General features: G+C 42.4%; 18 protein-coding genes and 2 tRNA genes. 11 read left to right on the top strand and 9 right to left on the bottom strand.

Going from position 1 to position 20,559, the window contains the following annotated elements; genetic code table 11:
- Positions 1–4: 4 nt before the first annotated feature.
- Complete coding sequence (locus AB6E51_RS02880) at positions 5–1,204, bottom strand: MFS transporter (RefSeq protein ID WP_017065532.1); 1,200 nt, start codon at positions 1,202–1,204, stop codon at positions 5–7.
- 110 nt (positions 1,205–1,314) lie between these two features.
- On the opposite strand from AB6E51_RS02880, the gene AB6E51_RS02875 reads away from it, so the two are divergent.
- Positions 1,315–2,187, top strand: a complete 873-nt coding sequence (locus AB6E51_RS02875; protein WP_017095361.1) for a LysR family transcriptional regulator — start codon at positions 1,315–1,317, stop codon at positions 2,185–2,187.
- A gap of 89 nt (positions 2,188–2,276) precedes the next feature.
- On the opposite strand, the gene AB6E51_RS02870 is transcribed toward AB6E51_RS02875, so the two are convergent.
- Complete coding sequence (locus AB6E51_RS02870; RefSeq protein WP_004734934.1) at positions 2,277–2,513, bottom strand: glutaredoxin family protein; 237 nt, start codon at positions 2,511–2,513, stop codon at positions 2,277–2,279.
- 153 nt (positions 2,514–2,666) lie between these two features.
- Between AB6E51_RS02870 and AB6E51_RS02865 the strand changes: the two genes are divergently transcribed.
- Both AB6E51_RS02865 and rlmF read left to right on the top strand, forming a co-directional pair.
- A complete protein-coding gene (locus tag AB6E51_RS02865) occupies positions 2,667–3,164 on the top strand; it encodes a YgjP-like metallopeptidase domain-containing protein (protein ID WP_004734935.1) in 498 nt (165 codons plus the stop codon).
- 4 nt (positions 3,165–3,168) lie between these two features.
- A complete protein-coding gene (gene rlmF, locus AB6E51_RS02860) occupies positions 3,169–4,491 on the top strand; it encodes a 23S rRNA (adenine(1618)-N(6))-methyltransferase RlmF (RefSeq protein ID WP_372058454.1) in 1,323 nt (440 codons plus the stop codon).
- Between the two features lie 90 nt (positions 4,492–4,581).
- Here the strand turns inward: rlmF and pilW are convergent, their stop codons facing one another.
- Both pilW and metA read right to left on the bottom strand, forming a co-directional pair.
- On the bottom strand, positions 4,582–5,349 hold the full coding sequence (gene pilW, locus AB6E51_RS02855; RefSeq protein WP_017065536.1) for a type IV pilus biogenesis/stability protein PilW: 768 nt from the start codon (positions 5,347–5,349) through the stop codon (positions 4,582–4,584).
- 168 nt (positions 5,350–5,517) lie between these two features.
- Entirely contained in the window at positions 5,518–6,459 is a 942-nt protein-coding gene (gene metA, locus AB6E51_RS02850) for a homoserine O-succinyltransferase (RefSeq protein WP_017066439.1), read from the bottom strand.
- A gap of 273 nt (positions 6,460–6,732) precedes the next feature.
- Between metA and AB6E51_RS02845 the strand changes: the two genes are divergently transcribed.
- Together AB6E51_RS02845 and AB6E51_RS02840 are read left to right on the top strand one after the other, a co-directional pair.
- Positions 6,733–7,101, top strand: a complete 369-nt coding sequence (locus AB6E51_RS02845) for an ATP-binding protein (RefSeq protein ID WP_372058453.1) — start codon at positions 6,733–6,735, stop codon at positions 7,099–7,101.
- Positions 7,102–7,182: 81 nt separating this feature from the next.
- Entirely contained in the window at positions 7,183–7,605 is a 423-nt protein-coding gene (locus AB6E51_RS02840; protein ID WP_019824122.1) for a DUF3859 domain-containing protein, read from the top strand.
- A gap of 108 nt (positions 7,606–7,713) precedes the next feature.
- On the opposite strand, the gene AB6E51_RS02835 is transcribed toward AB6E51_RS02840, so the two are convergent.
- The gene (locus tag AB6E51_RS02835; RefSeq protein WP_372058452.1) at positions 7,714–8,820 is read right to left on the bottom strand and encodes a M20/M25/M40 family metallo-hydrolase; all 1,107 of its coding nucleotides are present in this window, start codon (positions 8,818–8,820) and stop codon (positions 7,714–7,716) included.
- Between the two features lie 260 nt (positions 8,821–9,080).
- Here AB6E51_RS02835 and AB6E51_RS02830 point away from each other — a divergent pair, with 260 nt between their 5' ends.
- Complete coding sequence (locus AB6E51_RS02830) at positions 9,081–11,045, top strand: diguanylate cyclase domain-containing protein (protein ID WP_372058450.1); 1,965 nt, start codon at positions 9,081–9,083, stop codon at positions 11,043–11,045.
- Between the two features lie 153 nt (positions 11,046–11,198).
- On the opposite strand, the gene AB6E51_RS02825 is transcribed toward AB6E51_RS02830, so the two are convergent.
- The gene (locus AB6E51_RS02825; RefSeq protein WP_017059179.1) at positions 11,199–11,384 is read right to left on the bottom strand and encodes a hypothetical protein; all 186 of its coding nucleotides are present in this window, start codon (positions 11,382–11,384) and stop codon (positions 11,199–11,201) included.
- Between the two features lie 273 nt (positions 11,385–11,657).
- Here AB6E51_RS02825 and AB6E51_RS02820 point away from each other — a divergent pair, with 273 nt between their 5' ends.
- Complete coding sequence (locus tag AB6E51_RS02820) at positions 11,658–12,317, top strand: DUF2726 domain-containing protein (RefSeq protein ID WP_372058449.1); 660 nt, start codon at positions 11,658–11,660, stop codon at positions 12,315–12,317.
- 127 nt (positions 12,318–12,444) lie between these two features.
- Here AB6E51_RS02820 and AB6E51_RS02815 read toward each other — a convergent pair whose 3' ends face one another.
- Positions 12,445–13,458 (bottom strand): porin, encoded by a 1,014-nt coding sequence (locus AB6E51_RS02815; RefSeq protein WP_065584214.1) that lies wholly within the window; start codon positions 13,456–13,458, stop codon positions 12,445–12,447.
- A gap of 758 nt (positions 13,459–14,216) precedes the next feature.
- Between AB6E51_RS02815 and AB6E51_RS02810 the strand changes: the two genes are divergently transcribed.
- Together AB6E51_RS02810 and AB6E51_RS02805 are read left to right on the top strand one after the other, a co-directional pair.
- Positions 14,217–14,293, top strand: a tRNA-Val gene (locus AB6E51_RS02810).
- A 69-nt stretch (positions 14,294–14,362) separates the two neighbouring features.
- Positions 14,363–14,439 (top strand) — tRNA-Val (locus tag AB6E51_RS02805).
- A gap of 557 nt (positions 14,440–14,996) precedes the next feature.
- On the opposite strand, the gene AB6E51_RS02800 is transcribed toward AB6E51_RS02805, so the two are convergent.
- A complete protein-coding gene (locus tag AB6E51_RS02800) occupies positions 14,997–15,305 on the bottom strand; it encodes a hypothetical protein (RefSeq protein ID WP_102321029.1) in 309 nt (102 codons plus the stop codon).
- Positions 15,306–16,481 carry a tyrosine-type recombinase/integrase gene (locus AB6E51_RS02795; protein ID WP_372058527.1) on the bottom strand — a complete coding sequence of 392 codons (1,176 nt, stop codon included), beginning with the start codon at positions 16,479–16,481 and terminating at the stop codon, positions 15,306–15,308.
- 231 nt (positions 16,482–16,712) lie between these two features.
- Between AB6E51_RS02795 and AB6E51_RS02790 the strand changes: the two genes are divergently transcribed.
- Positions 16,713–18,443, top strand: coding sequence for an AAA domain-containing protein (locus tag AB6E51_RS02790; protein WP_372058448.1), 1,731 nt, complete (start codon positions 16,713–16,715; stop codon positions 18,441–18,443).
- The gene (locus AB6E51_RS02785) at positions 18,443–20,431 is read left to right on the top strand and encodes a UvrD-helicase domain-containing protein (protein WP_372058446.1); all 1,989 of its coding nucleotides are present in this window, start codon (positions 18,443–18,445) and stop codon (positions 20,429–20,431) included. The genes AB6E51_RS02790 and AB6E51_RS02785 overlap by 1 nt, the downstream gene beginning before the upstream one ends.
- Positions 20,432–20,559 lie beyond the last annotated feature (128 nt).

Genomic DNA, 20,559 nt, shown 5'->3' with positions numbered 1-20,559 from the left:
GTACTTATGCTTGTGCGAGTTTAGAGGCCGATACTTGAAGTTGTTTTAATTGGTAGACCCAAGCAAATATCGCAACATAGAAGATTGAACCGCCCGCAATCACGCCATTCCAACCGAACAGTTGCCAGCAATACAAGAGTAAGAAACCACCTAAGCTCCCGCCAATATAATAGTGAACCAAGTAAAGTGCAGTTGCTGTCGCCTTAGCGCTCGGTGCTTTTTGACTCACCCAAGAGTAGGCAAGGGTATGGGCGAAGAACGCGCCGCCACTAATCAATAACAAGCCTGCTAGCATGAACGGAACTTTGTCGACTGCAGAAATTAGCATTCCGATTAAGCTAATACACACGCCCATCAATATTCCGCTTAACGGGTCAAAGCGAAGTGTCCATTTGTTGGAGAGCTTAGAGCTTACCGTACCGGCCAAGTAACATAGGAATATCAGTGAAGCTAAACCAACGGGTACCGAGTGAGGTTCGGATACTAGCCTAAAGCCCATTACAGAGTACAGGTTAACAAACAGCGCGAAGTTAGCACCACCAATCAACATCGCGAGCCACAAGGTACGGTTTCTTAAGTGCATTACAACGGAGCGGTTGTGATGAAAGAACAGCCCTTTTTGAGGTTTGAAGTTCTGTTGGTCAGGTAGGCGATAGGCAATAAAGAGTGCACCAAGCAATGAACCGACAACGAAAAACAGTACAGTTGCATGCCAATCGAAATAGTCTGTAATTAAGCCGCCTAATACACGTCCGAAGATTCCACCCAATGAGTTGGCCGCAATATAACCTCCAATCGCGACAGCAAAGGCTTTGGGTGTTAACTCCTCAACCATATAGGCAACCGCCACACCAGCAAACGCCGCCACAGCGATGCCCATAAATGCGCGGGCAATAACGAGTTGCAACAAGGTAGTCGTGAACACCATGCTTAACCCTATTAATGGGATAGCGAACAGACTGAACAGAATAATGGGTTTACGACCAAAGGTTTCAGAGGCAATTGCCCAAGGTACCAAGCTAATCGAAAGGCCGAGTGTTGTAGCAGCAAACAACCAGTTGATCTGAGTTTCAGATACTTGGAAGTGCTCCGCCATGTGCGGCAAGATTGGCTGAAAGAGGTAAAGGTTACAGAAAATGATAAACGAACCAATCGCCAATGATTGGGTGATGCGTTTGTATTGAGGACTGCCTTTATCAAACATTTACGTTGTGCCTGCGCGAGTTAGTAAGCTATTTGTGAACAAGTTATCAGTACAGTTGCGATTAAAGAAATATATTAAAGATATCACCTCTATATATTAAATATATCGCTATGCTTGAATCAAAACCTCTTCGACATTTTTTGGCTGTTGCGCAGTTTGGTAACTTCACTCAGGCTGCAAAAGCGCTGCATATCGCACAGCCTGCATTGAGTATTTCCATTAAGAAACTAGAACAGACATTGGAGTTAATTCTGTTTCGTCGCGGAGATAAATCCGTCACCTTAACGGAAGAGGGAAAGGTACTGTTTGAGCATGCAAAGCGAATCGCCCAGCAGTTTGATGATGCTCAGCTCGCGATGAATGAACTAAAGGGACTAGAAAAAGGCGAGGTTCGATTAGGCGCTCCAAGTATGATGGGCAGTTACTTTTTCCCACAAGTCGTTATGGCATTTAAAAGCCAATACCCTAATCTAAAGTTGACCTTGATTGATGCTGGTACCGCATCGATTCGTGAAATGCTGTTAAACGGCGAACTCGATATTGGTGTAATTAATCATGAGAACGTTCCTGATGATTTGGAAACGGATCATCTGTTAAGTTCTGAGATGGTCGCCGTTGTCGGTAAGGAGCATCCGCTAGCACAACAGCCTTCGATGACCTTTGAAGAATTCTTTGCTCAAGAGCTGATCATGTTCAAATCGGGCTATTTCCACCGCGATTTTATTGATGCGACTTGTAAGAAGTACAACCTCGATATGACCATCGCGTTCGAAACCAATTTATTGCCAATGATTCTTTCTATCGTTAAACAAGAGTTTGCGATCACCGCGCTGTTGAGCTTAGTGACAGAATATGAAAAAGACGTGATAGGCGTGCCATTTAAAGACCCTGTAAAACTGAATCTATCTTTGGCCTGGAGAAAGGAAGGGTATTTGTCGAAAGCCGACAGAACCTTTATTGATTTCGTAAAGCGGTATGTGTGATTTAGTGAGATATAAATAAACAAAGCCCGAGTATCCTAGATTGGATATTCGGGCTTTGTTGTATAGAAGTATGACTGGCTCAGAGCACGTTAGGTGTTCTTTGAGTTATACATCTTATCGAAGTTTTTCTGATTCCAGCCGACCATCACTTGGTCACCGATCTTAAGCACAGGGATAGAACGAGCACCCATCGCCTGTAATTCTTTACGGCCACGCTGCATTTTTGCATTCGTTAGGCGATATTCAATTTTCTTCGAATCCAAATAGCGTTGTGCATCTTTACAGTGCGGGCATTTGTCTGCGACGTACAATACAACACGTTTCATTTTTACAATCTCTTTTTGAGTGTAGCTCTTGGTGAATCTCGCTAAAGTGTAACGAATCCTAGGTGATTAGAAAAGTGTGATCAGTTACACTATGCGGCTCAATTTTCAAGACCACAACGTATTGTCGTGGTGTAACTTGTACGGTCTTTCAGCATGCATCCTTCTTTACGCTATATTCAAGGCTATCCTAAGCACATTCTTGATCCTGTTACTCAACTTGTAGAGTCGGGTAAATTGGTGCCTTGGTTTGAAGCTCGCTACCCAAAGAATCATGAAATAAAAAGCGAGAAAGCCCTGTTTGACTATGCGATTGAGATAAAAAATCGCTACATGAAAAAAACACCACCGATCAGCAAAGTGATTTACGACGGCAAGATACACCTAATCAATAATGCGTTAGGTCTGCATTCTTACGTTGCTAAGAATCACGGTGGAAAGATCAAATCAAAGAATGAAATTCGTATCGCCAGTGTTTTTAAAAATGCACCAGAACCTTTGCTAAGAATGCTGGTGGTACACGAACTGGCGCATATCAAAGAGAAAGAGCACGACAAAGCCTTTTACCAACTATGCTGTCACATGGAACCGGAATATCATCAACTTGAGTTGGATGCCCGTTTATTCATGATGTATTTAGATTTAAAGAAGTAGCCCAATGAGCCAATCACAAAATAGAACGACGCTAAGCCTGTCGAAAAACAGCACTTCATCAGCAAAAACAAAAGACAACCAAGCTGATGTTAAGCCAAGTACAGCTAAGCCAAGCAGCGACAAGCGTATTTCTACAAAGAACACATCTGATAAAAGCCGCAAGAATAGTGCACCTAAAGGCGCGGGCAATAACAAAGCAAAGCGACCTTTTGCAAAAGATAGCAGAGGTAAACCGGGTGCCAATAAAGGATCATCGAATAAGGGTTCTTTCAATAAAACGGCTTTTAACAAGAACGCAGCTCAGAAAAGACGCTCGGCTGAAAAACCTCAAGGTGGATTACACCCAAGAAACCAGCACACTGGCCGCTATAACTTCGAGTTACTAGTTGCAGCCTTGCCTGAGCTAAAAGAGCATCTGATCAAGAATCCGGTTGGCGAAGACACCATTAATTTCTCTGATCCATTGGCTGTTAAGCTACTCAACAAAGCTTTGTTGGCGCATCACTATGGCGTTAAACATTGGGATATTCCTGCTGGTTACTTGTGCCCGCCAATTCCTGGTCGTGCAGACTACATTCACAGAGTGGCCGACATCCTTAATAGCGATGGCCAAGGTGAACCCTATAACCACGCGTCTGTGAAAGCATTAGATATTGGTGTCGGTGCAAACTGTATCTACCCAATCATTGGTGCGACAGAGTATAAGTGGCGTTGTACAGGGACAGATGTTGATTCAGTCTCCATCAAAACAGCGAACTTCATAGCGGAAAGCAACCCTAATCTAAAAGGTAAGATCCGCGCTCGCCTACAAGCTGACTCTGAATCTATCTTTAAGGGCGTGATTAAGGATAATGAACGTTACGATGTCACTATTTGTAACCCGCCATTCCACAGCTCTCTTGAAGAGGCTGAAAAGGGGTCACAACGTAAACTGGATAATCTAGCGGCGAACCGTGCTAAGAAAGCCGGTCAGTCGTTCAAGCCAGAAATGAATAAGAAGCCAGTTAAGTTAGATAAATCAACTAAGCAAGATAAACCAACCTTAAACTTTGGTGGTCAAAAAGCCGAGCTTTGGTGCCCAGGTGGTGAAGCCGCTTTCATTATGAAGATGGCGAGAGAGAGTCAACTTTTTGCTACTCAAGTTTTGTGGTTTACGACATTGATTTCTAAGAAAGATAACGTCGATATGGTTCGTTCAGAGCTTGGCAAGCTTAGAGCTAAACAAGTGAAAGTCGTCGAGATGTCACAAGGCCAGAAGGTAAGTCGCTTTATCGCATGGACCTTTATGGACGATGAGCAAAGACAAGAGTGGATCGCGCTAAAATAGCGGCTGCACTTAGTTAAGATATTAAGCTGAAATACGGACGGGCTTGTTGTTAACGCAACAAGCCCGTTTTTTTTGTGTTTTGCATATAACCTAAGCAGAAAGCAACTCATCTAACTTACTCTGATATTTCTGCTCTAGAGCTTTGTTACCTGCTTTGTTTTCGAGATCGACCAAGATTTTAAGCGATGGAATTTGATAGCCATAACGCTGGTGGAATTTGAATAAACGGATTCGAGCGTCATTGTAATCGGCGTCACTCACTTCAATTTTTGATAACTGTAGTATCGATTTTACGCGGTTTGGATCGTGGTCAATCGCTCTGCTGAAGTAGTACTTCGCTTGGTCGGTATTGCCAGCCTTAAATGCGCAAAACGCGGCGTTTTCATAACTTGCAGACACCAAGTAGTAGTAGGGTTGGTCGATGGCGCGATTGAAGTAATTATCGGCTTGTTCGTATTCGCCCTGTTTACACAAGAAGGTACCGTAGTTGTTCAATACATTGCCATTTCTTGAATCAAGACTGAGTGCTTTGCGGTAAGTGCTTCTCGCTTCATCTACTTCACCCACTTGTTCGTAGTAATGCGCCATTGAAAGCCGAGCACGGTAGTAGCTAGGTGCGTGTTTAATCGCGAGCTCAAGGTTTTCACGCGCTCTCACCATATTGCCTTGTCCCATATAGCCCAAACCTAATTCGATTCGAGATTCAGACATCGCGATAGGATCACTTTCAATCTTTGGCGGTCCTTCAGTGACAGAGACACAACCGGCCAAGGAAAGCGAGGCAAGTAGTACCACACTTGATAACGAAAGAGGGCGGGACAACGAAATCGGATTTGAAAATGATGGCTTGGCAGGCATGTGAAGCTCCTTATGAACACCAACCCATCATATGAAATCAAACCCATTGAAGTCGTAAATCTATCATGGAATGCGACCCACACACCATAAAAAAACCGCGTCCAATTCGTCGTTTTATCAACAACATACTGAACACGGTTTATGTGTTTGTGAATCGGAAGAAAGAACTTAATCGTCTTTGGTAAAGTTGTCTTCGCTGAAATGATCCAGATCGTAAGGCGTTTGTTGGTAAACGCAGTAGTTTAGCCAGTTTGAGAACAACAAGTGTCCGTGGCTGCGCCAGCTTGCAACCGGTTTGTTGTCTGGATTGTTATTCGGGTAGTAGTTGATTGGTATCACAGGCTCCATGCCTTCACCCAAATCTCGAATGTACTCATTGTGAAGTGTGTGAGAGTCGTACTCAGGGTGACCCGTTACAAACACGTTTCGCTTATCTTTGGTTGCTGCTAGGTATACGCCTGCAACATCAGAAGTTGCAAGAACATCAAGGTCAGTATGTTCCGCTAAGTACTCTTGAGAGAAGTCCGCATAGCGAGAGTGCGGAGCTAAGAATGTATCGTCGAAGCCACGTAAAATAGGGTGGTATGGGTTATGTATCTCGTGGTTATAAACACCAGACAGCTTCTCTTTACGAGTGCGTTTTGGCAAATCATATAATAACTTCAAACCAGCCTGAGCCGCCCAACACACGTATAGCGTTGAAGTAACGTGCTTGTTTGCCCATTCCATGATGGTTTTCAGGTGATCCCAGTAGATCACATCTTCAAATTGAACCAAGCCAAGCGGCGCACCAGTGATGATCAATCCATCAAAGTTTCTTTCTTTGACCATTTCAAATTGGCGGTAGAAGTTATCAAGGTGTTCAGTCGGTGTGTTCTTGCTTGGTCGATCATCAATGCGTAGCAGCTCTACATCCACTTGCAATGGACTGTTCGATAGTAGGCGTAAGAATTGAGTTTCAGTTTCAATCTTCTTCGGCATCAGGTTGAGGATCAAGACTCTAAGTGGACGAATTTCCTGTGTCGATGCTCTTGATAACGGCATCACGAAGATGTTTTCTTCACGAAGAACATCAGATGCTGGCAATTGATCTGGAATGCGAATAGGCAAAGCTTTCTCCCTAAGCTAGATATGTAGACGTCTATACATCTAAATCTATAGTAGTTTGGTACGCTTGTCGATATACAAAATGGATAGATGTAAATTATTTGTGTTTTCTATCAGAAGCCATCTTCCGACGTCGGGGGAGTCTTATAATGTTTTACGACTACCTGAGTAAGGCATAAGTGCTTGGTTCTGTTATGTAGAACTAGGCAGTTATCAGAGCAAGCGGCTAGCATTTACGATAAACTCATGTTTTCGAATTAGCCTGTAAAGTGACAGATGAAGTTAATACTCATTCGAGGGTTGCCCGGTTCTGGCAAATCAACAAAAGCAAAAACCTACGATGCATTGCATGTCGAAGCCGATATGTATTATGTGAATGAGCAAGGTGAGTACCATTTTGGTCCTAGGCAGCTGCAACAAGCTCATGAGTGGTGTCAAAACACAGCTGAAAACGGCTTAAAGCAAGGGTTTGATGTGGTTGTTTCGAATACCTTTATTAAGCATTGGGAAATGAAAGCCTACCGCCAACTTGCACTCAAATATAAAGCAGAATTAATTATCGAAGTGTGCCGAGAGCAATATGGCACTATTCACGACATTGAACCTTCAGTAATTAAGCGTATGGCGAAAGACTGGCAAGAATAGCCTCGTTCTTCTTCTTCTGCTTGCGTGGCTGAATGGCAAATAGAATTAAATTAATAGAACAACTTCAAGGTAACGATTGAAATGGCAAAGCGCTCTGTTGTGGTCGACATGACTTCTTATGGTATCTATTCCACATGGGATTCAAAATCTAAAGATCTTCCAAAAATCCAAGAGTTCACCACCACCGTTGATGCTGAAATCGACGTAGAGTTTGGCTATATCCTGAATATCAAAAAAGCCAAAGGTGAGAAGATCCGTTACTGCATTTATCACCCAAACATCACCACAGACAAAGGTGAAGTGCTCGAACCGTTTGATGGTGAGGAGTATGTCGGTAACAATGACTGGGATTTCTACTTAGGTGACACTATCTGGGCTCCTGTCTCGAACAAGCTAGGAAAGTGGCGCATGACGGTTGAGCTAAAAGGCAACATCATCGCCGACAAGACATTCGACCTAGTAGCAAAAGACGAAGGCCAATTCTGGAAGCGTAGAGGGTTTTAGGTTCTACCTTCTATGTTCACCTAAACAACAAAAAGCCGAGCATCGTGATGATGTCTCGGCTTTTTTCATTGTGCTAGATAGAAGTGACTACCCAACTAATGGATTCGATTATTGCGTTACGTAAGCCACAACAAACTCAGTGATTGCGACCATGTCTTTCACTGCAATGTACTCTTCAGTGGTGTGAACTTTCGCCATACCAGTAGAAAGGTTAACTGTTGTCAGGCCTTTTGCGTTGAAGTTGTTTGCATCGCTACCGCCGCCAGTGCGTTTAGTGTTCGCTGTGACGCCAAGCTTCTCAAACGCCGATTTGATAGAAAGAATGTGCGGATGATCGTCTGCAATAACGAATGCATCGTAAGCACGAGTTGATTCGATTTCTACTTCAGCGCCGAACTGCTTAGCACTTTCTTGGAATGTAGAGATCATGTGCTCAACTTGAGCCGTTAGCTTTTCGCCGTTTAGAGAACGTGCTTCAGCCACGACTTTAAGCTCTGGCATTACGATGTTAGTTGCTTGACCACCTTCAACAATACCAACGTTTGCTGTCGTTTCTTCATCGATACGAAGTAGGTTCATCTTAGTGATAGCGTCTGCAGCAACTTGAATTGCGCTGATGCCTTCTTCTGGTGCTAAACCAGCGTGAGCAGGGCGACCTTTGATTTTAGCAACAATCTTCTGCTGGCCAGGCGCTGCGTTTACGATAGTGCCAATTGGACCGCCTGTATCAAGTACGATTACGTGCTCAGATTGAATGTAAGACATATCGAAGTTCAAAGAGCCGAACAGACCGCCTTCTTCGAATACAGTAAATGCAATCTCGATAGTTTTGTGCTCTTGTCCTTCAGCTTTAATGCAACGAACCGCTTCCATGATAGCTGCGATACCAGACTTGTCGTCACCACCTAGAATTGTGTTGCCTTTTGAACGGATGATACCGTCTTCGATGATTGGCTCAATGCCGATGCCTGGCGTTACTGTGTCCATGTGGCAGCTGAACACTGTGCTACCTGGAAGAGTGCCATCTAGACGAGCGTAGATGTTGAAACCATTAGACACTTCTTCAGGAACCGCCAGTTTGTGAACTTCAAAACCTAGTTCACCGAGTTGCTCAGCCAAAGCTTCAGCAATCGCTTTTTCGTTACGAGATTCACTATCAATTTTCACTAGATCGCAGAAATGTTCTACAAGACGTTGTTCATTAATTTGGGTCATTGTTAATTCTCATTATGCTTCCGCTTGTTCAAAAAGAAGCCGCGGAGGTAGGAACAGGAAAATCACTATAACGCCAATGAGGTAGATGATTGTCTGAGTTAAATCAAGAAAGTTGCCTGATTATTCTAATTAATGAGAAAAACCCAATTCAGATCCACCAGTGCGCAGGATTTTAATCTGTATATCTGTCGGGTATAATGTTTGACCGCTCTTAAAAAACGTCAATAAAATTGGAATTCAATCAATAATGGCCCTGATAAATGAATAGAAACAATGTGTTAGGTTCATTCCTTTTCGTGGTGCTGATGAGTATTGTGCTGGGGCTGTATTTGCTCTATCCAACTTATGACGACGATTTAAAGCATATTCGCCCTGAAAACCCGAGTGTTTATAGTCCAGAGAAAGAGTTATCACTCTCTCAATATGGATCTGCGTTGATCGATATTCTCGATGTATCTCGCGGTGACCCTAATTTAGCTTCCCAACAACTTGAGGCTCTCCAAGCCAAGTTCCCAGACCAAGATAAAGCCATCTATCGTGCTTACGAATTGATGATTTTGTCCAACCTCGCGCAACATAAGTTGGATACCGAAGCGGTTTCCGAATACGTCAGGCAGATTAAAGCACTCGCACAACACGAACATATGGGTTGGCTAAAGGCCCAATCTCTCGTTGAATTGGCGATTGAATACATCAGTAAGGGTGAGCTAGCGGAATCTGAAATCCAAATCAGAGCAGCGATAGATATCGCAGAATCGCTTCACTATGAAGAGTTGTTGATTAAGGCCTATAACACGGCTGGTGTCATCAATAACATCCGCAATGACTTTCCTGAAGCTCAATACTTTTTCCATAAAGGTTTAGACCTTGGTAAGAAGTACCCTCATCACATCTACAACAGCAAGTTAGTGTCAAATATGGCACTGCTTTATATCTATTTGGAAGACTGGCCTAAAGCGCTCAAGCTGATTAAAAGAGCCAAAAAACTCTATTACAAGAGTGGACTACTCGAAGCGTCTACCATTGGAGTGCTGCATGTGAATGAGTCTTTTGCTTATCTGCGCAGTGGTGATTTGGTCAAAGGGCGGGAAGCATATCAAAGTGCGGCTAAGCTTAATGGCGATAACGTGAGTGAACGATACAAAATCATCCTATTAAAAGCAGAGAGTGATGTGTTGTTGGCGGAAAAGAACTTTGAGTCAGCACGACAAGTCGCAAACTTGTGTCTTAGATACCCAGGAGTGGACAAATACACACTTCAATTGGGGCAGTGTTACCTAAATAGAGCCTTAGCGAACATTGGTTTGAACCGAGATAATTTTGTTTTTGCTGATCTAAAGCGATCGTCTGCAATGTTCGATGTTGTGGGGACTCGCAGCTGGAAGGTCCTCGGCTTAAGAACACTTGCTGAATACTATGATTCGAGAGGCGACAGCGAGAACGCACTTCGTTACTTCAAGCTCTATTACAAGGGTAATAAAGCGCTGCTATTTGATAAGCGCCAGAGTGATATCTTTTTACTCGAGCAAGATTTCGCTACGGCATCATTAGCTCAAGAAAACGAACTGCTTAACGCAGAAAAAGAGTTGGGTGAGCTGACATTAGATAAGCAGCAATTACGGAATCGAATCGTCGTCGCTTTGGGTATCATGGTGATGATAAGCGCCACGTTACTATTGATAAGGTTACGCTCGATCCAGAAGACCAACAAAGAACTACTTAAGCAATCAACAAGATGCGAACTGACAGGCTTATACAATAGGCGTTACTTAGAGCAACGGTTAACTCAGCCGATGCCACATCATTTGTCGTCGTTTGGGTATACGCTCGCTATTCTAGATTTAGACCGCTTCAAACAAGTTAATGACACTTATGGCCATGATATTGGTGACCAAGTGCTGGTGGAAGTCGCTAAGCGTTTAGAGAAAATCTTATCAACAAACGATGTAGTGGCAAGATGGGGTGGGGAAGAGTTTGTTTTGTTGCTGTCTGGTTCCATTGATTCTGAGCAACAGTTGAACGTTATCCGTTTAGCTATTTCTGAAACACCCATTGATACGCACTCCGGCTCTTTAGACCTCACCACATCGATAGGAGCGTCGATTGGTATTGTTCATGAGCAACTCAATCAAGATACTTACAAGAAGTACCTCAAAGCCGCGGATGATGCACTATATCAAGCGAAAGAGTCGGGTAGGAATCAAGTCATCATTGCTGAAAGTTAATCGCTAATCTGGAAACAAAAAGCCATTCTGATCTTCGTGAGATAAGAATGGCTTCTGGAACACTCTGAGATCGCTAATATCAAAATTTGAGTGAGAAGTGGGGTTTACTTAGCGATATGTCGAGTTTATCTATATCAACATTTTCTAAATGAGTTACTTAGCGACACCTTGAAGCATTTCAACCAATTCGCCTTCTGTCGCTGGTTCGCTAGCGAGTTCAATCACAGCCGAAGCTCCTCCCTTTAACATGTAGGCTTGGGTTCCGCAGTGGTCATAGTGGAACCATTTACCATCTACACATACGTCGGTATAACATCTTGGGTCTTGTTTAAGTTCCATATCAATTTCCTTATTAACATTTGCCTAACGTTTTTTAGGCTAGTTGATCACAAATCTAGGTAAATTGATCTAAATCAATCTAGAGTGTAATTGATGATTTAATTATCAAAATAAGAGAGGTGTGTCTAGCGAAGGAGCGACCTCTCGTTGGGCACTGCGCTCAAAGGTCGTGATTCTGGTTGGCAACTCTCGCTCTTTTGCTTGCCAGGTGATGCTTTTCTACATACGCTAGCTACTCTCTTAATCCCTATACAGACTTGATTGTGTTGGAAAATGACTAATATCTTTATCGTTGTAATTGTTCTGGTTGTGTTCTTTTACTTTATTCAAAAGTATGTGGTGAAACACGATGACACCAAAGACCACGCTTATCAGAAGAAAGGCGCGTTGATGTCGGCGCAACAGGCGACATTCTATAATGCGCTAAAATCAGCTGTGGGCAACCATGGGGAAGTGTTTGCTAAAGTCAGCATGTCGAACGTACTTGTTCCTGCTAAGACGAACAATAAGAAGAATTGGTTTATCGCCAACAACAAGATCTCACGTAGTTACTTCGACTTTGTTGTTTGCGACCCGCGAACGCTAGAGCCCCGCGTTATTATCGAACTTGATAACGGCAAAGAGCTCACTAAAGGGAAAGTCGATCGCGAAAAGCTACTAATTCACGTGTGTAAATCGGCAGGTTTACCTCTGATTGGTGCATCTATTAAACACAGCTACCAAGTGAGCCGTTTGAAGAGGTTACTGGCAGCACACATCGATTTAATCGAGCCATCAAAAGAAGTGCGATTTTGTAAGAAGTGTGGTAGCCCAATGATCATCAAACTGGCAAGCCAAGGCGATTACAAAGGCCGACGCTTCTTCACTTGTAGCCGCCAGCCAAACTGCACCTATACCGAAAACTACAACGTTGTATTCGATGTTGAAGAATAGTTGGTATCGATAGTAATGCACCCGGTTGGACTCCATTCAATCGCTTAGATACGAATAAGTTATACAAACTAAAAAGCCGAGCATTGATTATGCTCGGCTTTACTAATATTAAGTGGATTGGTTTAGACTAAAACGCGTAACGCATACCGAGCTGTAGCTCATCTTCGTCGTTATCGCCTTGCCCACCTTCGCCCTCGTCTAACATGTTAAACTTATAACTACCAAAGAAGGCCACATCGCCAATATAACGTGCGTATTCTAGACCGATAAAGTTAATGTCGTAATCTGCAATATCGTCAGCTTCAAAGTAGCTGTAGGTCAGGTTGACGGTGTTGACACCAAACGAGTATCCCAAGTAAGCATCGGCAGAATCGTAGTCTGAATCTTTTACGCCTAGACCTGAAATACTACCAAATTGATAGAGTGCGGCGAACCAAACCCCCTGATCGTTGGTGTACTTAACCGCACCAATATAGGCATCAGAAGTTTCTGTATCTGTCCCAACGCCATAGGTTTCATCACTTGACGCATAACCGACGCCAATATCTAACCCAATCGAAGTGCTGCCGGCGACAACTGCACCGAAGCCGTCACTTTGTGCTGATTCACTATCTGAATTGAAATTGCCATCAATTTGAAAGGTGATGTTGTCGCTTGTCAGTTCATAACGTAAAACATTTTTTGCTCGATCAGCAGTCGACACCGTGTATTCATTGATATAGCCGCTGAAGGTTTCAGCCATATCCGTCCAATCGGTTAAGTAGGTAACGGCATTATTTTGGTGGCCATAATAGACGTTACCGTGATTGGTTTGAACACCCGTATATAAGAATCGAGTGTTAATGCCGATATCATCTGATGCGCCATCTTCAGACTCTGTTAGTTCGAATTCATATTTCCCAAAAAAGGAAATATCGTCCGACGCTTTTTGTGTGCCATCGACACTTAAGCGGACACGTGATCTATCACTATAGGTGCTACTATTACCAGCACTTTTATTCGCATCAGAGAAATTCCCTCGAACTTCTGCGCGGCCGCCGATATTGAATACTGTTTCATCTGTCTCATAAATGGTCGCCGCCGATACGGCAGATGTCGATAGTATGCTCACCACTGCAATGGCGATATGTGATTTTTTCATAATTTATTCCCTATTTTTCACACTTGTATTTATCGCAAACCATAAATTCACGTATAGCATTGAATTTAGATTATTGATTCCTACAGGTTATGAATATAGGCGCGCTTTACCATTATGCAAATTTCATTATGTATTACTGTGCTGTATGTATTCAAAATAGCTATGATGTGTGGGGTTGGGTTTTGAATTGCTTATAGATTGTTGCTCTTGAGGGAGATTAATTGTAGCTGATGTTTTTCGACTATAGAGTGCTATCGTATTTATGTATGTTGGTAATAACCCGGCCACTTTATATGAAAAATCCGAATTTAGTCATTGCGGCCTAGTAATTCGATGACGACGATTACAAAATCGTGGTGATTTTTATGAATGATGTATTTCAGTGAGTTACAAAGCCTTTGCGTGCCTTTCACTTATAATGATCAAAATACTACGGTAACCCAGTGGGCAAGCAAAATTTTTGACACTAAATATAGGCATTGATCTATACCTGTATGGTTACTGTAAAGGCCAAGAAAAACGGTATAGACAACAAAAATCCCAAATTGAACACATTAGGTTAGTTAATTGGTTGTCATCAAGGATTAGAATTTTTTCTAACTAAACTTTGTTTTTCAGCGGTTTGACGATAATCTGGGTGTAAAATCGACATGTTGTTATGTCTTTGATTGCAAAGTGAGCAAACGAATCGCAAGATGCCAGTTAATACTTGCACCATCTGTTTATCATGGATATCATCGTTGGCGTTCTAAGGGAATGCGTCCGTAGCTCAGTTGGTTAGAGTACCGCCTTGACATGGCGGGGGTCGGTGATTCGAGTTCACTCGGACGCACCATTCCTTATTTGTTTTTATTGCATAACTATTGAGTTTGTCACAATGGTAGTAATAAGAAATTAGAACATCGCCCGCTTAGCTCAGTTGGTTAGAGTACTTGCATGACATGCAAGGTGTCACTGGTTCGAGTCCAGTAGCGGGCACCAAATTCGTTCTTTCTGAACAAGCAAAAAGCCCACCTAGCGTGGGCTTTTTTGTGTCTGCGTTTCTGGAAAGTACCTTAAATAGCATCATTCTTGTCTGCCTCCCCGTTGAATAATTATTGGATGAGCTAAGTGACTCATATCTCTCAAACTCGATTTGTGACCGCGTGGTGACCATGCTGTGACAACCTTCTAAGCATCTACAGTTTGGAGTAACAGAACATTTAAGAAATAGTCATCAGCACATTTTTAAAAAGAATGCTCTCGTTAATCTGAGTCTGGTGCGGTTTGAAGGGTCCAGCACTACGGTTAATGCAAAACTACTATAGAACTTAGGCTCAAGTTATCAACGTTAACTTTGTGCGGCCAGTGAAGTGGGTGTGCAACAAATTATAGTGTTCTTGTTAACGGGTGATGGCTGATGAGTTATTTCAAGGTGAACTAGGCGCCAGTTGTAGGTGAGGGTAGATTCAAGCAGAGTATAGAAATGTTCAAAAATGGGAAATAGAAAAGAGCCAAATAAACATGGGTTCATTTGGCTCTTTTTTGAGTAGCTCTCATTAATGCAATTGCTTCAAAGAAAAACTGATCCGTGATTGCATTGCAATCAACAGCCAACTGGCATCTCGATTATTTGGCTTGTCTTTACATAGATGTAGTGCTTTTAGTACACCGCGCGTGACTGAATCAATAAAGACATGTTCATGATGGAATTTATCTGGCCACAGTTCAGTACGTTGCTTGATAAGTTCGTAAATTTCATCGTATAGCCAATCAATATCTTGATGAGAGATTTTCTGAAAACGCTGAGCCTGAAGAATGTCACAGCACAAACTGGTGCAGTGAATAGCTAGAGGTGAATAAGCCATTTACTTTCCTCCATTTAAATTAGCATCTAATAACTTTTCAAAAGCACTGCCGTCTTGCCTGGTTAGGTTTGGTATATATCGGCTGTAAACTGTGAACAGCATTTTTGTAGTGGTATGGCCCATTTGGCGAGCTATCCACTCAGGTGCTTCTCCGGCTGCTAACCATAATGTTGCAGCCGTATGTCGAGTCTCATAAGGGCGGCGATATTCCATTCCCAAGTTTTTAAGTGTCGGCTTCCAGATTCGGTCTCTGACGTTACCTTTATCTAAAGGGTTTCCAGCTGCATTGCAGAACACATACTCCTTAGTACCAGTCACTTTGTATTGGGATTTTATAGCTTTAAGTACAACAGATGACATTTGAATGTCTCTTGTTGAACCCACCGTTTTCGTTGTGTCTGAACGGCCGTGTACAAACGTTTCTCGAACTGAAATTAAACCACGCTCAAAATCTACGTACTTCCATTTCAGACCATCGATCTCTGAGGTGCGCATTCCGGTGAAGAAACGAACGGTGAAGTAATCTTTAAAATCGGAACGTACCGATGATAAAAACAAGTTCACTTCGTTAAAATCAAACGGGTTTACATTAGTGCGTTCAACACGTAGTGGTTTGATGTTTTCAAACGTCGAACGAAAATCATAGCGATCTCCGGCTTCGCTCAAAATCATGCGCAGTGGTGTCATGACATGATTAATGAACTCGGCAGATAATTTTTTGCCGTTGTTACGCGGTTTCACTAAAGAAGCACGGTACTTTAAGATGTCAGGTCGAGAGATCTTCGCGACGTCTAAACGCCCGAAGTGAGGTACAAGGTACGACCATAAGTAGATCTTCATACTGTCCTTATAGCTTTCTTTCCAACGCACTTCGTTTTCGTCGTACCACTCCTGTGCGAAGCTTTCGAACAAGACAGTTTCAATTCCTTGTAGCTCTTGTACTGCCGTTTTGTAATTACCAAGTAATTCCTGTTTGCGTTTTTGAGCTTGGATGTCTTGTTTCAAAAATGTCTGAGCTTTCTTAGACTCAGGGAAGTACTCACTATATACAAAACAACTCAGGCGAATGTCCGCTTCAATTTGATTTAGCAGTTTCTGTAGCTTGCGTTGGTTTACTTGAGTTGCAGGCAGTGCAGTTTGCTCACGGCAACGCATACGATAAGCCCCAAAAATTATTCAATTTTAGGCTTCATCAGTAACCATACTTCCTCATCCTCCTCTTAGAAACCACTGTTACTCATTGAAATTGATTGAGAATATCGGATGATCTTTGTCTACTAATGGATGTAATTAACAATTTAGCTAATGTGTAGTTGACGTGATGGCCGTTCAAAAAATAAGGTATAGTTTATTCGTATTGATGAATATTCTCATTTTTGAGTACAAATTCACGTTGGTAAGCTAGGTATGGAACTCACTCCGGTATTAAAAGAATTACAAGCTTTTGTGTATGCAGAACATGAAGCTAGCATGGAAAACCTTCTAGAAATTTGGAAGAAACCTTTAGAAGAAAAACTATTAAAAGGCGAAACTCAACGAATAGAGTCAGTAAGGTGTTCCGGGTCTAATCATCTGGAAGTCGTATTAGGTGATAACGAATCACGCTTTAGAGAAGGCGACATGATTTGTTTGCATCTTGGCGACCCAAGTAACCATAAGGTATTTGACCAAGTAGCTATTGAAGCTGAAAACGATGGAGAGTGGTTGCTCAAAGTCAAAGTAGATCAAAGCTTACTTCCACAACTAAGTGAAGGCTGTTATGCCGACCCTGCAGGCATGGACTTAAAACCGTTTTATGACAAAGCTTTGGTTGATGTAGCAACATCTAAAGTCGGCAGAGACGTATTGCTACCTATGCTTTCCGGACATTTGAATACGGAAACGATTTATGACGAAGACTTTGATGACGCTGCGGATTATGCCGAATCTCGAGGATTAAATGAAAAGCAGAGTGAAGCTGTTGGGCTTGGTGTCGGTTCTAAATACTTAGCGTGTATTCAAGGTCCTCCCGGAACGGGTAAAACAAAAGTTATTAGTATTATCGCCAAGCTTCTTGTAGAGGCAGGGCAGAGAGTTTTCATGACTTCTCATACCCACATGGCGATCAATAATGCACTCAATAAAATTGTAGAGGAAGGGGTTCCTGTTGCAAAAATTTGTGCGAGTGGCGGTAAGAAATCACTGAGTGATAAGGTTCAGCATTTTGAATACGCATCAAAATGGGAAGATATACCGGACACTGGGTATGTGATTGGTGCGACACCTTTTGCTACCTGTAGTGAGCGACTTGAAAGCTTTACATTCGACACCATTATTTTTGACGAAGCCAGCCAAATTACCGTTCCATTGGCGTTAATGGCAATGAGAAAAGGGTGTCGATTTGTATTCGTTGGGGATCATAAGCAGCTTCCTCCTGTGATACTTTCTCAATCCGTTCTTGAGGAAAGTTCGGCTTTCTCTAAGATGATTCTTGGCAATGAAAAGGTTTCGGTATTGTTAAGCCAAACTTATCGGATGTCTCCAGCCTTAACTGAATGGCCTAGTAACTGTTATTACAAGGGCGAATTAGAATCGAAAAGACCACCAACGCTGTCATCATTTTCTCTACCTAAAAAACCTCACAAGTATTCTGAGGTCCTCTCTAGCAATCGGCCTTCTGTATTCATAAAAACTCCAGGGGTCAATGCCCGAAGTGTAAATAGAAAAGAAGCGGCGTTAGTGGCCGATTTGATAACCGCGGCTGTTGAAGCGGGTCTATCTGCTGAAGAGATAGGTGTCGTTACACCGTTTCGGGGTCATGCCAAAGCTCTAAAGTCTTGCCTTCAGGATAAGTTGGGGATATTTGGATCAAAATTAGTGGTAACGGATACTGTGGAAAGGATGCAAGGCCAAGAGCGGGAAATGATTATAGTTTCATTTTGCTCCTCAGATCCGCAATACATTAGCGCTATCGCTGAATTCTTTTTCCAAGCGGAACGTCTCAATGTCGCCATTACTAGACCCCAGACTAAGTTGGTGATTGTAGGTCCCGAAATCCCAGAAGGCATGCTGCAACAGGTGGATGATCCTAAGGTGCGACAAAACATTGAAGATTATAAATCTCTGGTTCGTCACTGTTATAAGGTGGAAGTAGATTAATGGCACATATAGATACGATTACAGGCTTAGACCGCAAGCATCGACGTCATTGCAAAAAGGTATTCAATAAACTCAATGACGAATTTTTTATTCGTGAGTCATTATTAGAGTCTCTACAAGTTGCTCCTTGTATTATTGAGGGGCCTTGCAATAGTTGGGTGTTTGTTGGAGTCCATTCAGAGAAACCAGATAGTATTAGTCTTTCTAAATTGTTGAAGTTTAATGACTCGATGTTGACGTTAGGTTTAAAGCCTATTCAGTATCTAGCTGTCGTCGATAATATGATTGTGGAAGAAGAAAGTACTTTCCCAATTGACGGTTCTCTCCAAGTTGATAGTTCTTTCTCTGATTATGTACAAATAATTGAGAACAAAACGTTTATTGAGCGTGGTGAAAAACTAATCCACGCCGCACTAACCGAGTTCACAATCGACTCACATTCACGAATCAAGCGCACGTTTTTTCCGGAGTCGGTTATTCCCGCACAGTGTAGTACTCGTCGAGGAAAAACCTCCGTAGACAATACCGCAAAGCTGCTCCCATTTTTTTTAGATTACGAGCAAGAATTGGCTACTAGGCTAGATATGGTTGAGTCTGTCGATTCTGAAGAAGAAGGTCAGGAAGACATTTCAGTAAGGTTGATAAATGGGGTCGCTGGGAGTGGGAAAACTCTGATTTTAATTAATCGTGCAGTTTTGTATTGTAAAAAATACCCGGAAAAAAAGGTCCTTCTTGCGATACACAATAAGCCAGTGACGGAAGATATTAAGTACAGGTTCGAAACCTGGCTTAAAGGTAAACCTGATAACCTTGAAATTACCACCTTTCACTCGTTTGCGCTAAAGCAGTACAGTAAAAGCCATCAGCGTGTTAAGCCAGTATTTGGCGATGCGAATATGAAAGAAGAAAAGAAGACCGTTTTAAGTGATAAAAATGAAGCTTACACGCAACTATCGTTAACAGATGAGCAGATTTGGTCCGAACTAGAGTACATCAATGACTATTTAATTAAAGACAAAGAAGAGTACTTGGAATTCGATCGACAGGGTCGTGGGTTTGCACTACAAAAAAGTCAGCGAGAACATATTTGGCAGCTATATGTTGATTTTTCTGCTCGGTTGTCGTCGGTTAAGAAATACCTACCGAGTTTGTATATTAAGGAAGTTGCGTTATCAGACAAGCCTCTTGAACAGTTTGATCACATACTGCTTGATGAGGCTCAATTCTTCGCGCCATCTTGGTTACAGTTAATTAAACGCTCATTGACGCCGGGGGGACAATTATTTATTTGTGCTGATCCCAACCAAGGTTTCTTAAAAAGCCGTTTAAGCTGGAAGAGCGTAGGTTTGAATGTTCGAGGGCGCACTAAGCGTTTGAATCATTCTTACAGAACGACTTATGAAATAATGGTCGCTGCGAACGCTCTGCTCGATGATCTCGAAGGAAGCCCTGAAGATTACGTGAAGCCTGACTATGAAAAAATGGCAAGAGGACACAAACCCCAAATTATATATTCTCGAAATGCTCAAGATGAGAAAAAGAGGTTCCTGAACGAACTCGCAGCCCTGGTGCTGTCGGGAACAGTCGCTCTTCATCAGATCATGGTTTTATGTAGCCCAGAGTATAATCCATGGTCGCTAAAGCAAGACATTGAAAAACGTATTGGTTCAAACAAGGTCATTAACTACAACAACTCCAAAGAGTTAGCGGATAACGTAGGCAGCAAAATTAGGCTACTTAATATCAATAGTTGTACGGGTATGGAGTCTGGTACGGTGTTCGTTCTTGGTTGTGGTCAAATAATTAACCAGCCTAAGAATCTAGAGTTGAGTGATTCGGAAAGAGAAGAAGTATTGCAAGAATCAATGCGTAAACTTTATGTAGCAATGACTAGAGCTGGGCAAAAGTTAGTGGTTTTCAGTACTGAAGAGTTTCCAATTAGCGTTGAAAAACATATTGAAATTACGGGAGAAGTTACCCAAATTTAGTTGCTATTTATTTATCATAAGTAACTCTTAATCAATGCAAAAAGTCGCATTTACGATACAATACCACGCAATAAATCTTGGCTCTGCTGTTAAGAGCCAAGTCCTACATTATTCGAGTAATTAAGAAC

Source organism: Vibrio sp. 10N.247.311.47 (assembly GCF_041467535.1).
Taxonomy (GTDB): Bacteria; Pseudomonadota; Gammaproteobacteria; order Enterobacterales; family Vibrionaceae; genus Vibrio; species Vibrio crassostreae_C.
Note: the sequence above shows the minus strand (reverse complement) of the source record. Positions and strands in the feature narration are given on the sequence as shown.

Excerpts from the sequence above, each read along its gene's own strand:
- AB6E51_RS02880 (WP_017065532.1), bottom strand. The coding sequence starts at position 1,204 with ATGTTTGATAAAGGCAGTCCTCAATACAAACGCATCACCCAATCATTG.
- AB6E51_RS02875 (WP_017095361.1), top strand. The coding sequence starts at position 1,315 with ATGCTTGAATCAAAACCTCTTCGACATTTTTTGGCTGTTGCGCAGTTT.
- AB6E51_RS02870 (WP_004734934.1), bottom strand. The coding sequence starts at position 2,513 with ATGAAACGTGTTGTATTGTACGTCGCAGACAAATGCCCGCACTGTAAA.
- AB6E51_RS02865 (WP_004734935.1), top strand. The coding sequence starts at position 2,667 with ATGCATCCTTCTTTACGCTATATTCAAGGCTATCCTAAGCACATTCTT.
- rlmF (WP_372058454.1), top strand. The coding sequence starts at position 3,169 with ATGAGCCAATCACAAAATAGAACGACGCTAAGCCTGTCGAAAAACAGC.
- pilW (WP_017065536.1), bottom strand. The coding sequence starts at position 5,349 with ATGCCTGCCAAGCCATCATTTTCAAATCCGATTTCGTTGTCCCGCCCT.
- AB6E51_RS02845 (WP_372058453.1), top strand. The coding sequence starts at position 6,733 with ATGAAGTTAATACTCATTCGAGGGTTGCCCGGTTCTGGCAAATCAACA.
- AB6E51_RS02840 (WP_019824122.1), top strand. The coding sequence starts at position 7,183 with ATGGCAAAGCGCTCTGTTGTGGTCGACATGACTTCTTATGGTATCTAT.
- AB6E51_RS02835 (WP_372058452.1), bottom strand. The coding sequence starts at position 8,820 with ATGACCCAAATTAATGAACAACGTCTTGTAGAACATTTCTGCGATCTA.
- AB6E51_RS02830 (WP_372058450.1), top strand. The coding sequence starts at position 9,081 with ATGAATAGAAACAATGTGTTAGGTTCATTCCTTTTCGTGGTGCTGATG.
- AB6E51_RS02825 (WP_017059179.1), bottom strand. The coding sequence starts at position 11,384 with ATGGAACTTAAACAAGACCCAAGATGTTATACCGACGTATGTGTAGAT.
- AB6E51_RS02820 (WP_372058449.1), top strand. The coding sequence starts at position 11,658 with ATGACTAATATCTTTATCGTTGTAATTGTTCTGGTTGTGTTCTTTTAC.
- AB6E51_RS02815 (WP_065584214.1), bottom strand. The coding sequence starts at position 13,458 with ATGAAAAAATCACATATCGCCATTGCAGTGGTGAGCATACTATCGACA.
- AB6E51_RS02800 (WP_102321029.1), bottom strand. The coding sequence starts at position 15,305 with ATGGCTTATTCACCTCTAGCTATTCACTGCACCAGTTTGTGCTGTGAC.
- AB6E51_RS02790 (WP_372058448.1), top strand. The coding sequence starts at position 16,713 with ATGGAACTCACTCCGGTATTAAAAGAATTACAAGCTTTTGTGTATGCA.
- AB6E51_RS02785 (WP_372058446.1), top strand. The coding sequence starts at position 18,443 with ATGGCACATATAGATACGATTACAGGCTTAGACCGCAAGCATCGACGT.